Here is a 13,599-nt window from a genome sequence, read left to right as displayed (position 1 = left end):
CCATTTCCTGCAGAAACGGCAAGCTATTGACTGTCGGTGTAATTGATGTTATATTCTAATGAATACATAGAAATTAATATGAAGACCATCTTAACCTTAATATCAGTCGTACTGCTTTTCATCCCGGCGGAAGGGGAGACCCTGACCCAAAAAATATCTTTTCAGGGCGTGATCCCGGTTTTCGAAAAAGCAGGGGAGTACCAAACAATTAAATGCCCCGGCCTGACCAATTACGGCCAGCCCGGCGCACCCTGGCTGCCGGTCAAAACGGTCACTCTTTTACTTCCTCCGCAGGCCAGGGTCAGCTCGGTTAAAATACAGAACAGATACAAAGACCTCCCCGGCAGCTATAATATCCTTCCCGCCCAGCAATGCCTGCCTATTTCGGAAAACACCCCCAAAAATTTTCTAAAAGATTCTCTGATATACCAGTCCAATGCAAGTTATCCGGCCGACCCGCTCACCAGCTGGCATCAGGGGAATTTGGGAGGATACAATCTTTTAAACCTGATCGTCTGCCCCTTCAGCTACCAACCGCTGGACGGCAAGCTGAAAATGCTTCAGGACCTGGATATAATCGTCGAATATGATATCGATTTAGTAAAGACGGCCAATATCACGGGCTATGGCAGCCAATGGGTTTTGAATAATACAGCTAACCCCAACACTTTTATATCCAATTATTCTGCGTTCAGCGGAGTTAAAAGCACCGGATACGATCTGCTGATAATTACCTCGGCCCAGTATGACACCGTCTTTCAACGGTTGGCGCAATGGAAGAACCAAAAGGGCATCCGAACAAAAGTGGCCGTGGTTGACAGCATTTATGCCAATTATCTCGGGCGCGACCAGCAGGAGAAGCTGCGCAATTTCGTCCTGGAGCAGTATGCAAATTACGGCATCAGCCATCTGCTGTTGGGCGGAGATTACGGCATAGTTCCGGCCCGGACCGCCTTTGCCATGCACAGCGGCTACGAGGAACTCACCGGCAAGGTTGGGCTGGACAGTTTGATTTGCGATCTGTATTACAGCGACTTAGACGGAACCTGGGACCTGAACGGCAACGATATCTTCGGAGAGCCAGCTGACAGCGTGGACATGTATCCCGATATCACGGTGGGCCGGGCCTCGGCAGCCAGCCTTGAACAGGCCAGGACTTTCGTTGATAAAGTATTGACCTACGAGAAGAGCCCGCCGGGTGATTACCTGGAACGGGTCTCGTTCTGGGCCTCCTATCTGGACGCCGGCACCGATGCGGCCAAGGGCAAGGATATCATAGATCGCGACTATATGGCTGATTACTTTCGTCCGGTGGAGAAGCTTTATCAATCCGCCGGCAATGAAAGCCCGGCCACTATAATCCAGTCGGTCAACAACGGACTCCATCTGATAAATCACAACGGCCACTCCGGTTTCTATGTGATGCAGGGAGGGAACGGCTGGTTAGACACTATGCTGATGGACACCCTCAACAATCCCGGCCAATGGGGGATCCTGTATTCATTGGGCTGCCAGGCGGCCGGTTTCGATTCCAACAGCATCGCCGAGCATTTCGTGAACAACCCGCAGGGCGGGGGACTGGCTTTTATAGGCAATTCCCGTTACGGCTGGTATTTTCCGGGGTTTCCGGGTTACAGCCCGTCGGATCTTTATGACAATGCCTTTTTTGACCAGCTCCTGATCCAGCAGGCGCCCAGCTTGGGGCAGGCTGTGGGATTCTCCAAGGCCGATATGATCCCTCTGTCGCAGGTCGATGGTTATTTCCGCTGGGTCAACTATAACCTGAATCTGCTGGGCGATCCTACTCTTTCCGTTTGGACATCCGCGCCGGAGAGCCTGCAGATGATCTGCTCCGACAGCATCAATACCGGACCCATTGGGCTTTCGGTGAGTGTGCTAAGGAACAATCAGCCGGCCGGTGATGTTGTTCTTACTTTGTATATCGATTCGGCATACATAAGAGCGATCACCGACCGGGCCGGACAGGCGATGTTGTCGGGCTTTACGGCCATACCGCAAAATGCCGTCCTTACGGCTTGGGCTCCGAACTGCATCCCGCTGCAGAAAAATGTGAAGATAGTCACACCGGGCCCCAGCTTATCATATGCCGGACAAAGGTGGGCCGAGATCTCGGGCAACGGCGACGGCCTGGCCGGTCCTGGCGAATCCGGCACGCTGGAAATATTGATCAGAAATAACGGAACATTATCCTCCGGATTGAATGCCAGGGCTATATTGAGATCAACTGACAGTAACTCGGCAGTGACCGACAGCCTGGCAGACATCTCAGGGCTGCTGCCGGGCGACAGCCTCTGGACGGTTGGCGTTCCGGCGATTGCCATCGACTCATTATGCCACGACGGGGATATCGCCCGGTTCGATCTGGAACTCATCGATTCCACCGGAAATAAATGGTATTACCAAGTCGGGCAGGCGATCTCGGCTCCTACACTGAAATATTTGTATCACATAACCGATGACAGTTCCCTGGGGAATGGCAACGATATCATTGAACCCGGGGAATCGGTTTTCCTATCGGTCTTTTTGAAAAACACTGGCCAGGCGGCTCTAAACCAAGGCACTTTCAGCTTGAGCACCGCCGACCCCTTGATCGATATATTGCAGCCTTCTGACAGCCTGATTTGGCTGGAGCCGGATTCTGGCGCTTCGATTGAATTTATTCTTAAAATAGATTCGCTGGCGCCGGATACAAATTATTTCCCAAGGCTCCTGATCCAGGGCTTATTTGCCGGGGGATATTTTTCCGATTCGCTGATTTTGACGGTGGGGGCGGCAGGGCTTGACGATCAAATAGAGTCGGGCGGCGGCAACTGGCTGGTGTCGGATTCCAGTCATTGGCATATAAGTTCCTATAAATCGAATTCTCCGGTCAACAGCTGGTATTTCGGAGTCGAGCCGGAGGGTCTGGCTCCTTACCGGGCGGTGGATACCCTGCTTAGCCAGCCTTTCCTGATGGGCGAGAATAACCAGCTAAGCTTCTGGCAGTGGTACGATTTCATTCCCGAGTGGGGTTACGGCTTCATAGAATTGTCCGGCTCATTCGGAACCAGTCTGCTGGAGGTCTTGGCCGGGTCCTCCGGGCAGTGGGAAAAACGAACCTATGATCTATCCAAGTACGAGCCGGGCGAAGCCCTGCAATTGAGGTTCATAGCCTATGTGGACAGCGCCGGGCCTGTCATCAAGTCGCAGGGGTGGTTCATCGATGATATCTTTGCAGGCCCGACTCCAGCCGGAGTGGAGATGGAACCTCCGGCGCCGCTTTTTGCCGACAGATTGCTGCCGAACCGGCCCAACCCGTTTGCCGAGTCTACAGTAATATCCTTTCAACTGAAGCAAACATCACCCGTCGAATTATCGGTCTACAATATGCTGGGCCAGAAGGTAAAAAACCTGACTACGGGCATGCTCCAGCCGGGGAACTATAATGCCATCTGGGATGGGAAGGATTTTAATGGGAGGGGTCTCTCCGGGGGTATATATTTTGTTCGCCTTTTGGTATCGGGAAGGTCGCTGGTCCGCCGCATGGTGATGATAAAATGATGATTTTGTATTGACATAAGGCATTTTAGTGAGTATACTTATAAGATAACATCGGGAGTTTTATGCCTACTTACGAATATGAATGTAATTTGTGCGATCACCGTTTTGAACAGTTCCAATCCATAAAGGACAAGCCCTTGAAAAAGTGCCCCAAATGCGGCGGCAAGGTGGAACGTCTGTTGGGCACGGGGGCAGGCCTGTTGTTTAAGGGATCAGGTTTTTACATCACCGATAACCGCAGCAGCGAGTACCGGCGGCAGGCCAAATCTGAAGCCGGCGGCACCCCGGCAAAAGCCGAAAACAAAAGCACCACCAGCGAGGGAGGGAAGAAATGAAAAAATCAGTTTCCATCGTAATGCTTGTTTGCCTGGCTGTCAGCCTGGTTTCGGCCCAGTCCTATAACGGGATCGCAATTCCGTCATACAATAGCATGTTCAACAATAATTTTATGGACATGAGCCGGCTTTCTATGAACCAGAGTTTTTCTATGAGCTATTTAAGTTCCAGCCGTGGCAGCCTGCTGTCCAACCTCTACCGCAACTCGCTCAGTTACCGGATAACCGACAATCTGGAGATGAACCTGGATCTGGCCTATCGTTTTACCCCGAATCAGTTTAACAGCCTGTCATCTTTGCAGAGCGGCAATACTAATCAGGGAATGTTCCTGCCATCGTTCGGCATGAAATACCAACCCAACAAGAGTTTCCTGATAGAATTCCAGTATAACCAGGTGGATCCTTACTCATACAATGCCTATCCCTGGAACCGGCAGTTTTAAAAAACAAGCTTTTGGGTTATTTATTAGAAGGAGTATTGTAGCGGAAAATTCAAGGTAAGCAATCACTATTTAACCGGAAAGCTTTTACGAGGCTGTCATGATACGATACCTAAGCCGTCTGTTTTTTGCCCTGTTTGTTTTTATAACCGCCAACAATACTTTGGCGGAAGTGTATCCCCTGGCCGGAAGTACTGCCATGTCATTCCTCAAGATCGGAGCCGGGGCCAGGACCGCTGGAATGGCCGAAGCCGGGATCGCCCTGGTAGATGACGCCACGGCCTGCTACTGGAATCCGGCCCGCCTGGCCCAGATGCCCCGGAAGAACTCGTTCCATTTCCAGCATAACGTCTGGATAGCCGAGACCTCGGTGGACGAGATATATTACGCCACCGGATTCGGCAAACACCGCCTGGGGCTGGGCGGACGGTTGCTGTCGGCCGGCGATATTCCCCTCCGGGAGGACATTCCCAGCCTGGAGCCGGTAGATTACTACAACGCTTATGATTTCTTCGGCAGCCTGTCGTATGCCTTTGTACCATCGTCGCTGTTGTCCGTAGGGGTGTCCTACCGGCGGCTGTATGAAAAAATATACCTGAACTCGGCTTACGGACACAGCCTTCAGGCCGGGCTTAATTTCAATCTCCTTAAGGGAGATCTTTCTCTGGCCGGCACGGCCGACAATATCGGGCCCAGGATGCAGATGGCCGGCAACCTTTTTAAGCAGCCTACCACCTTCAAACTGGGAACAGCCTATAAACTGCCGTGGATCGTTTATAACGGCAGATTCACTGCGGCGACCGACGTTGCCAAGCCGATCGATGGAGGGTGGCAGTCCAGATGGGGCGGCGAGTTTTTATGGAGGGATCAACTGGCCCTCCGGATGGGATATAAGACCGGCCACGATACCGAGACCTACAGCCTGGGCATGGGTTGCCGGTGGCGCAGCTACGATTTTGACTATGCCTTCGTTCCCAGCCTTTATGACCTTGGCACCTCCCACCGGTTTTCTCTGGGCATTGGATTTTGAGAATAAAAACAAAATCGTTTCTGCCGGCTGTCTTAATGCTTTGTGGTTCTGCTGCTGTTCTGAACGGCCAAACATTAGAAAAGACCGGGTTTCCCGATAGGTGGCTGGGAAGGGACAAGTTGGCTCATTTTGCCGTAAGCCTGGCGGCTGTGGGTTTTGCCAATCACTGGCTGGAGGCTGAAAGTGCCGAGACTCCGGTTCGGGCCAGAAACACTGCGGTTGCCTTTTCACTTTCACTGGGGATGGTCAAGGAATTACATGATGGAGCCCAAAAGGGAAATCGTTTCAGCATCAAGGATCTGGCCGCTGATATTCTGGGTGCGGCTGTAGGGACTGTTCTGTTTACAATTAATTGATTAATACAAAGCAGCAGGTTTTGACAATGGGTTTGGAAGGCAATCTACAGGATTTCGATCTATCCGATATTCTGCAGCTGATCCAGATGGGCAAAAAGACCGGGTCCCTGGAGGTTGAAGCGGGAAAAGACGCCGGAAGCATTTTCTTCAACGAGGGGGCCGCTGTCCATGCCACGGCGACCGATATCAGGGGCGACGAAGCGGTTAACCGAATTCTGCGCTGGCGGCAGGGTTCCTTTGCCTTCAAAGCCGATGTAACCACCGACCAGCACAGCATCAAGGCTCCGTTGCAGCATCTGGTGCTGGAGGCTGCCCGCCAGATCGACGAGTGGCAGGACATCCAGAAACTGCTTCCCAATCTGGACCTGGTTCTGGCTATCGAGGAGAACCCGGCGGCCGGGACCGAGGACATCAAGCTGGAGCCGGCCGAATGGCGGGTGCTGGCGCTGGTGGACGGGACACGCAGCATCAGTCAGATGATCAAAGAGAGCCATATGGGCGACTTCGAAACCTGCAAGGTCCTTTATGGGCTGGTGTCTTCCGGCCTGCTCAAGCAGGTGGCCAAGCCCAAGCCGGTCGAGCTGCCCCCGCCGCTGAAACCGGTCCAGCCGGTGGCTGCCAAACCCCAGCCCAAACCGGAACCGCCCAAGCCACCGGAGCCCGAGAAAAAGGGCATACTGGGCGGCCTTTTCGGCAAGAAAAAATAGCACCGAAGATAAACTCTTCGGTGTTTTGCAATAACTGAAATAAAATCATTATGAATAAACTGGTAGTTTTGGCATCAGCCCTGATTGCTCTATCGGCTGTCAATTCCCCGGCCCGGGATACTAAAATATCCCGCCAGCTGCAGCACAAGATGGATCTGTCCGGCGTTTCGGATATCCATCTGTGCTGGGTCTTGTTTGCCGATAAGGATCTGTCCAAAAGTTTCCCCAGCCTTGAGGCCCCTGCCGCAAAAAGGCGGGCCAAGATCGGCCGGGAGCTGTCGTACGGCGATCTGCCGGTCAGCAGCGAATACCTTGACAGGGTCCGGCGGTCCGGCGCGGAGATCCGGGTGATCAGCCCCTGGCTGAACGCGGTCAGCATCAAGGCCACTGCCGGGCAGCTTTCGCACATCGCGGGCCTCAAAGGGGTAAAAAGTCTGGAGGAGGTGGCGGTTTACAAGCGGCCGTTAAAAATCGAGGAACTTCCGGTTCTTCAAAGCAAGGAAGCGCCTTCTCTGGATTATGGCTCCTCGCTGGACCAGATAAAGATGATGAAGGTTGACCAGTTGCACCAGAAGGGGTATTCCGGAAGCGGGGTGCGGCTGACCATCATCGATACCGGTTTCGATCGTTGGCACGAATCACTACTAAGGACCCGGGTTATTGCCGAAAGGGATTTCCAGCGGATTTTAGCCGGGGGCGAGCCCGATACCATCACCTCATTCGAACCGCTACAGGATAGTTCATATAGCCAGACCTGGCATGGCACAGGGATGCTCTCTATCGCCGGGGGCTATAAAAGCGGACAACTGATAGGCAGCGCCTATAATGCCGATTTCATTCTGGCCAAGACCGAGATGATTTCGGGGGACGACTTCTATCAGGAGGAGGACTGGTGGATAGCTGCTTTGCAGTGGGCTTCCGACAGTATCGGCACTGATATCGTTTCCAGTTCGCTGGGCTACCGATACTGGTCCGACTCTTCCCAGTATAATTACGGTTATGACCAGATGGACGGAGATCAGGCCCGCTGCTCCAGGGCCGCCGACAGCGCCGCCAGCCGGGGGGTGCTGATCCTTAATGCTTTGGGTAATATCAGGAATAATTCCCGGCCCGATACCAGTTTGGTGGCTCCAGCCGATGCCGACAGCATTATAGCGGTGGGCGGCGCTTGGGCCAGTACCGGGGACTGGTCCACCGGTGCGGTTACCGGGCCGCCAGCCGACAGCCTGAGGATATTGCCTGCCGGTAGGTCCGATTCGGCGGCAATTCGAAGAATAAAGCCCGATATAGCTTCATGCTGGCAGAATTATTATGCCTATAACGAGCCGGATGGGGAAGGGGATTTCAACCGTTATGCCAGTTCCGTCGGCACCTCGGGGGCCACTGCCCTGACCGCCGGACTGTGTGCCCTGCTGCTGGAGGCCCATCCCTCCTGGGGACCGCAGGATGTCATTAAAGCCTTAAAATACAGCGGCAGCAACCGTAGCACCGTGGAAGCTTTTTTTACGGTTCCGGAATCTTTGGATATAACCCTGGGGAGCGATCCCGCTTATAACCCGGGTTTTGCTGACATCGCTACCGGGCATAAGTATTACACCAGCGGCGGGGTCGTTTACGATCTCTATGATGTTTATCGCATCGGGTGGGGTGTGCCGGACGGGATCAAAGCCCTTAATTACACCTCTCCGGAAGTTGTTCTGGCTGAAGAGGATCAGCTGAGGATCCTTATCCCAACCCGGTAAAAAGCAGCGATGGCGGGATTTATCTGCCTTTCTTTTTGATCAGGGATTCCTACGGCGTTGCCATCAGGTTATATTCTCTCGATGGCAGGATGGTTCGCAAACTGGACCTGGGGGAGAGGCTGGCCGGGTCATATCCCAGCCAGATAAATATCATCAAAAACCGCACCGGTTCGCAGCACCCTGCCTTTTGGGATCTCAAGGATGACCGGGGGCAGCCTGTAGCCAGTGGTCTGTACATTGCCCTGATGACCACCGGCTGGAACCAGTCGTCCAAAAAGATCATGGTTTTGAGGTAGACTTTCCTTATTTAAAATCTTGACATACGGGTGAAAATAAAATATAATTGATAATCTTTAAATACTCCAGCGTAGTCCGCCTCAGGCGGATAGAACTCCCGGCTGTTAATCCGCCAGAGGCGGATTGTTGTTGGTTCAATGAAAATTAAATACTCCAGCGTAGCTCAATGGTAGAGCTCCCGGCTGTTAACCGGGTTGTTGTAGGTTCGAGCCCTACCGCTGGAGCCAGAAATCTTCAGCCACATGAAAATGGGGCTTTTGTTTTATGGGCCATGTTTATATAATAAAAAGCCAAACAACCGGCAAAACCTACATCGGGCAGACAGCGGACGTGGGGAAACGTCTGGCTTATCACAATGACCAAGGAAACAGATTAACACTGCATACCAAGCGCAATCCGGGGCCTTGGATGCTGATATATAGCGAAGAGTATGAAACCAGATCGGAGGCTATAAAAAGGGAGAAATTCCTTAAAAGCGGTAAAGGGCGGGCATTTCTTAAAACAATTTTTGCATCCGGCAGTTAATCCGCCTCGGGCGGATTGTTGTAGGTTCTCCGCCTATGGCGGACTACCGCTGGAGCTGGAGAATCTTGCCACATAACTATTATGTGGCTTTTTTGTTAAATTTCAACTTGACTATACATAATTATTCGGGTATCATATTGGTCATACACAAGTTAATGCCTTAATAGTATGGGAGATTTATGATGAAAACAACGCCATCATTGCCGGCCGTCGTTCATATCTCCGATAGTTGTCGATTTCAGTCGAGCCCAATCCGTTCGTCAAGCCTTGACCATCAAAGCCCCAAGCATGGTTCAGGCAGTATAAAATAAAGCCGAGATTTTAAAATCTCGGCTTTATGTTTGGTCCTCAAAACTTCAACCATTAACCCAAAAGCAGGACGATCATGAAAGCAGTCAAGAAGAAGCTGTTCGTACTGGATACCAACGTGATCCTGTACGATCACACCTGTATCAATCATTTTGAGGAACATGACATCGTCATCCCCATCGTGGTGCTGGAGGAGCTGGACAAGTTCAAGAAGGGCAGCGACCTGATCAACTTTGAGGCCCGGGAATTCATCCGTGAGTTGGACAAGCTGGCCGGGGACCAGCTGTTCACCAAGGGGGTTTCACTGGGCAAGGGAAAAGGAAGATTGTATGTGGAGGTGGAGGACCCCCATTCCGAGCTGATCTACCACGCCTTTACCGCCAACAAGGCCGACCACCGGATACTGGCCCTGGCCGACCAATTCTGCAAGACCCTTAAAGGGCGCCAGGTTATAATCGTCAGCAAGGACATCAACCTGCGGATGAAGGCCAAATCGCTGGGAATCCCGGCCGAGGATTACGAGACCGGCAAGATACAGCATGTGGACAAGCTCTATGCCGGGGCTCAGATACTGGAAGATCTGGATAAAGCTATCATAAGCAGGTTCTACGAAGAACCTTACAGTGTGGCGATATCGGACCTTCCCAAGATGGAAACACCGGTGCCTAACCAATATTTCGTCTTCAAGAACAACAGTTCCAGCGTGCTGTGCCGTTTCAATGCCGAGAAAAAGGCCATGGAGCGGGTGGTCAAGCGCCACGCCTACGGTATAGAGCCCCGCAACGCCGAACAGACCATCACCCTGGACGCCCTGATGCAGCCGGAGATCCAGCTGGTGGCCATCACCGGGAAGGCCGGCACCGGGAAGACCCTGCTGGCTCTGGCGGCTGCCCTGGAACAGCGACGACAGTTCCACCAGATCTATCTGGCCCGGCCGGTGGTTTCCCTGGCCAACCGGGATATCGGGTTCCTGCCGGGGGATATCAAATCCAAGATAGATCCCTACATGGAGCCGCTATGGGACAACCTGGCGGTGATCAAGCACCGCTTCTCGCCTGAGAGCAAGGAACACAACAAGATAAACGACATGATCCAGAACGAGAAGCTGGTGATCTCGGCCCTGGCCTTCATCCGGGGCCGCAGCCTCTCCAACATCTTCTTCATCGTGGACGAGGCCCAGAACCTGACGCCTCTGGAGGTCAAGACCATCATCACCCGGGCGGGGGAGGGGGCCAAGGTCATTTTCACCGGGGATATCTATCAGATAGATTCGCCCTACCTGGACAGCCAGTCCAACGGACTGACCTACTTGGTAGACCGGATGAAGGGACAACAATTGTTTGCCCACGTCAACCTGCTCAAGGGGGAGCGGAGCCATCTGGCCGAGCTGGCCAGCGACCTGCTGTAAGGAACATAGAACGCTGGTTTTTAGGATCAAGACTGATTTTCGCAGATCTTCCTGTCAGCCTTGTAAACATAAGCCCCGCTGATAACAGCGGGGCTTAATAAATCCTGACCGGTCAGTCTATGTACACCTCGACCCTTTGGCCGTCCTCGTCATCCTCCACATTGACCAGTTGATACCGTCCGTTTACTGCCAGCTCGTCGAACAGCTGTTCGATGTTCTCCAGGCTCTCGGCATCCAGCTTGATCCCCTTGGCCTCCATCTGGGCCTTGGCCTCCTCCGGCATCATCACCTGGAATTTCCCCCCCAGCTTACCGGCTATCTTCAAAATGCTCAGCGGCACCGTCACCCGCACCTTGGGCTTTTCGGAATCCTTATCGAACACCCGGACCTTAAGCCAATGGGCCTTGCCCTGCGAGGCGGGGGAGTCCATGGCGGCCAACAGTTTGGCGGCCTCCTCGGCGGTTATCTTCTTATCCTCGACCATCTTGAGGATCCGCAGTCTTTCCTCTGACATGATAATATCCTCCTTTTTGATTGTCGGGGCACGGCCTGCCATGCCCTTACGGTTATTTTACAGGTCCTTCAGCCTCCGGGCGGCTTCCTCGGCGCTCATCTGGCCGTCCTCCACCGCCTTCAATATCTGGGCCCGGGACTGGCTGTCGCCTTCGTCCTGCAGAACGGTGATCTTGTTCTTTTTCCCCCTGCGCCAGGCCAGGGTGTCGATGATCTTCATGATGCCCCAGGCGATCAGCAGTATGGGCCAGTCTCTGCTGAAAGAAAACTGGTAGCCGAGCACTCCGTAGTTGGAAAGCAGCAGGAATGCCCCCAGGGCCAGCCAGAACAATCCCCACAACAGTTTGCGGGGACGGTTTTCGTAAAAACAAAACATTTCTTTCTCCTTGTTTATATTGGTTTAGGTTAACGATTCTATCAGGTCGGAAAGGCCGATCAATATGAATACTACCGGCCAATCCCTGGCAAAGGATATTTGGTAGGCGATTATCCCGTAGTTGGAGAGGAGGAGGACGGCCCCGACGGCCACCCAGAACAATCCCCAGATGATGCGTTTGGCGGTCTTTTTCATTTAGCTATCCTTCTATAGAATGTTAATTGATCTCTATGTCGCCGCTGACGGTCTTCACCTTCAAGCTGCCCTGGCCGTCGCCCAGCTTGCCGGACAGGCTGCGGCTGCTCTGGCGCGATCCGGCCAACTCCAGGCCGCAGTCTATGTCGCCGCTGACGGTGCCGGCCTCGATCATTGCTGAAGAACCTTTCTCCAGCCCGAGGGACACATCACCGGAGACCGTGGCGATGGCCGAATCGTTGACCCCGCTCAGCGGGCCCTGGAACCGGACGTCGCCGCTGGTGCTGTTGATCTTGATCTCGCCGGGCTTCTCGGCTTTTATATCGATACCCCCGCTGACCGTCTGACCCTGGACATTGCCCGATAGGGATGCGCTGACATCTCCGCTTACCGTCTGAAAGGCAATTTCTCCCTCGGCTCCGGACATCTGGATATCCCCGCTGGCGGTATTGATCTTTATTTTGGCTTTCTGGCAGCCATTCAGCCCGACCTCGCCGGAGGCCGATGACAGAATAAGCTCGCCAATGCAATCCGAAACGGAGATGTCCCCTGAAGCAGTATTGAGCCTGGCCCCTTTATGCAGGCCGCTTACGGTGATGTCGCCGCTGGCCGAGGATATCTCGGCCGTGATATGCCGGGGCATCTCTATGGTGAAGTCAACCTTGGTCCGGCGTTTTTTGGTCCAGGGGGGGCCGTCCAACTTTATACGAAGGGTGCCGGAATCGTTTTCGGTGGTGATGTCCAGGGATCTCAGTTTTTCCTCGGCCTCATCCTGCTCCTCGGCCCAGACTTGGATATCGGCCCTGATGTTGATCTGGTCCCCGTCGGTCCCGGTGATCTCGAAATCGCTGCGGGGCTGGGAGACCGACAGGATAGTGACACCCTGGGCCGGGACGGTGATCACCTTTTCCTCCTCGGCTTTTTCCGAGCCGCGCAAGTCATCCATTTCGATATGAATATCCTTCAAACCTTTCAAGCCTTTTAGCCCCTGCAGTCCTTCTTTGACCCCGGCCATGGCCTCGGCCACTATCCTGCCGGGATTGATATGGTGGATATTGTCGCGCAGGATGTCCATCTCCTCTTTTAACTGACTGTGGTCGATGTTGAGGTCCTTGAAGGCATGACGATGCCGGCTGCCGCCCAGGGCGGAAAGCAGGGAGTTTGCTTCCTGGGAACTGATCTTGCCGTCCTCCAGCATCTTAAGTATCTTGACGGTTTCCTGTGACATTATCATTCTCCTTGTTGGTTGTTTTTCAGCATTTCGGCCGCCTGGGAGGCGGTTATTTTTCCGGATTCCAGCGCATCCAGTACCTCGGCGGAGGTCATTTTTTTAGCTTCCTGTTCCGAGAGGGCCCGGATAACCTCGTCCAGCTTATTTCGTACGGTAGGATAGGAAATGCCCATCCGGCTCTCCACTTCCTTGATGTTGCCCCGCGACAGCACGAAGGTTCTGATGAAATCATAATGCCCGTCGCTCAGGTTCCCCAGGGGTGAGAGGTGAAACTCGCCCCTGACTGCGGTGTCGCAGTCAGGGCATTTGAATTCCGATACGTAAAGGTTTCCGCCGCAGGCCGGGCAGGCATTGGGTATTTGCTTGATCATTTTATATTAATCCTTATTTGAATTTTACAATCAATAGTAGAGGGGGGTCAATGAATCGAGCCGGCGATCAAGAACGGGGGCAGGGGAGACATGTTTGGCAGTCACGATCCTGCTTACCTGACCTTTCTCGGTGGAACCGGTATTTAAACCGGTGCCTGATGTGCCATGCAGCAATACAACTCCGGCCCAGATTATAATTACGG

At 53.3% G+C, this 13,599-nt stretch carries 15 protein-coding genes and 1 tRNA gene; 11 read left to right on the top strand and 5 right to left on the bottom strand.

Annotated features, from left to right (window positions below; translation table 11 throughout):
* Positions 1 to 78: 78 nt before the first annotated feature.
* The 11 genes from KJ869_11060 to KJ869_11010 all read left to right on the top strand — a co-directional run bounded on the left by KJ869_11060 (position 79) and on the right by KJ869_11010 (position 10,710).
* On the top strand, positions 79 to 3,561 hold the full coding sequence (locus tag KJ869_11060) for a T9SS type A sorting domain-containing protein (GenBank protein ID MBU1577725.1): 3,483 nt from the start codon (positions 79 to 81) through the stop codon (positions 3,559 to 3,561).
* A 62-nt stretch (positions 3,562 to 3,623) separates the two neighbouring features.
* Positions 3,624 to 3,896 carry a zinc ribbon domain-containing protein gene (locus KJ869_11055; protein ID MBU1577724.1) on the top strand — a complete coding sequence of 91 codons (273 nt, stop codon included), beginning with the start codon at positions 3,624 to 3,626 and terminating at the stop codon, positions 3,894 to 3,896.
* A complete protein-coding gene (locus KJ869_11050) occupies positions 3,893 to 4,339 on the top strand; it encodes a hypothetical protein (protein ID MBU1577723.1) in 447 nt (148 codons plus the stop codon). Before KJ869_11055 ends, KJ869_11050 begins: the two co-directional genes overlap by 4 nt.
* Positions 4,340 to 4,436: 97 nt before the next feature.
* Positions 4,437 to 5,366, top strand: a complete 930-nt coding sequence (locus KJ869_11045) for a PorV/PorQ family protein (protein MBU1577722.1) — start codon at positions 4,437 to 4,439, stop codon at positions 5,364 to 5,366.
* A 35-nt stretch (positions 5,367 to 5,401) separates the two neighbouring features.
* Positions 5,402 to 5,722 carry a DUF2279 domain-containing protein gene (locus tag KJ869_11040; GenBank protein MBU1577721.1) on the top strand — a complete coding sequence of 107 codons (321 nt, stop codon included), beginning with the start codon at positions 5,402 to 5,404 and terminating at the stop codon, positions 5,720 to 5,722.
* A 26-nt stretch (positions 5,723 to 5,748) separates the two neighbouring features.
* Positions 5,749 to 6,429 carry a DUF4388 domain-containing protein gene (locus tag KJ869_11035; GenBank protein ID MBU1577720.1) on the top strand — a complete coding sequence of 227 codons (681 nt, stop codon included), beginning with the start codon at positions 5,749 to 5,751 and terminating at the stop codon, positions 6,427 to 6,429.
* 50 nt (positions 6,430 to 6,479) lie between these two features.
* Positions 6,480 to 8,171: a S8 family serine peptidase gene (locus KJ869_11030; protein MBU1577719.1), complete on the top strand. Its 1,692-nt coding sequence runs from the start codon at positions 6,480 to 6,482 to the stop codon at positions 8,169 to 8,171.
* A gap of 35 nt (positions 8,172 to 8,206) precedes the next feature.
* On the top strand, positions 8,207 to 8,467 hold the full coding sequence (locus KJ869_11025; GenBank protein MBU1577718.1) for a hypothetical protein: 261 nt from the start codon (positions 8,207 to 8,209) through the stop codon (positions 8,465 to 8,467).
* A gap of 153 nt (positions 8,468 to 8,620) precedes the next feature.
* A tRNA-Asn gene (locus tag KJ869_11020) sits at positions 8,621 to 8,695 on the top strand.
* A gap of 37 nt (positions 8,696 to 8,732) precedes the next feature.
* Entirely contained in the window at positions 8,733 to 8,993 is a 261-nt protein-coding gene (locus KJ869_11015; protein MBU1577717.1) for a GIY-YIG nuclease family protein, read from the top strand.
* Positions 8,994 to 9,378: 385 nt separating this feature from the next.
* Positions 9,379 to 10,710, top strand: coding sequence for a PhoH family protein (locus tag KJ869_11010; protein ID MBU1577716.1), 1,332 nt, complete (start codon positions 9,379 to 9,381; stop codon positions 10,708 to 10,710).
* A 112-nt stretch (positions 10,711 to 10,822) separates the two neighbouring features.
* Here the strand turns inward: KJ869_11010 and KJ869_11005 are convergent, their stop codons facing one another.
* The 5 genes from KJ869_11005 to KJ869_10985 are packed head-to-tail and all read right to left on the bottom strand — an operon-like array spanning position 10,823 to position 13,393.
* Entirely contained in the window at positions 10,823 to 11,224 is a 402-nt protein-coding gene (locus tag KJ869_11005; protein MBU1577715.1) for a hypothetical protein, read from the bottom strand.
* A 57-nt stretch (positions 11,225 to 11,281) separates the two neighbouring features.
* Positions 11,282 to 11,599 carry a hypothetical protein gene (locus tag KJ869_11000; protein ID MBU1577714.1) on the bottom strand — a complete coding sequence of 106 codons (318 nt, stop codon included), beginning with the start codon at positions 11,597 to 11,599 and terminating at the stop codon, positions 11,282 to 11,284.
* Positions 11,600 to 11,623: 24 nt separating this feature from the next.
* The gene (locus KJ869_10995; protein ID MBU1577713.1) at positions 11,624 to 11,794 is read right to left on the bottom strand and encodes a hypothetical protein; all 171 of its coding nucleotides are present in this window, start codon (positions 11,792 to 11,794) and stop codon (positions 11,624 to 11,626) included.
* Between the two features lie 22 nt (positions 11,795 to 11,816).
* Positions 11,817 to 13,022 carry a DUF4097 domain-containing protein gene (locus KJ869_10990; protein ID MBU1577712.1) on the bottom strand — a complete coding sequence of 402 codons (1,206 nt, stop codon included), beginning with the start codon at positions 13,020 to 13,022 and terminating at the stop codon, positions 11,817 to 11,819.
* A 2-nt stretch (positions 13,023 to 13,024) separates the two neighbouring features.
* Positions 13,025 to 13,393, bottom strand: a complete 369-nt coding sequence (locus tag KJ869_10985; GenBank protein ID MBU1577711.1) for a DUF2089 domain-containing protein — start codon at positions 13,391 to 13,393, stop codon at positions 13,025 to 13,027.
* Between the last annotated feature and the right edge of the window lie 206 nt (positions 13,394 to 13,599).

Source organism: Candidatus Edwardsbacteria bacterium (assembly GCA_018821925.1).
In the GTDB taxonomy this organism is placed as follows: Bacteria; Edwardsbacteria; AC1; order AC1; family EtOH8; genus UBA2226.
Note: the sequence above shows the minus strand (reverse complement) of the source record. Positions and strands in the feature narration are given on the sequence as shown.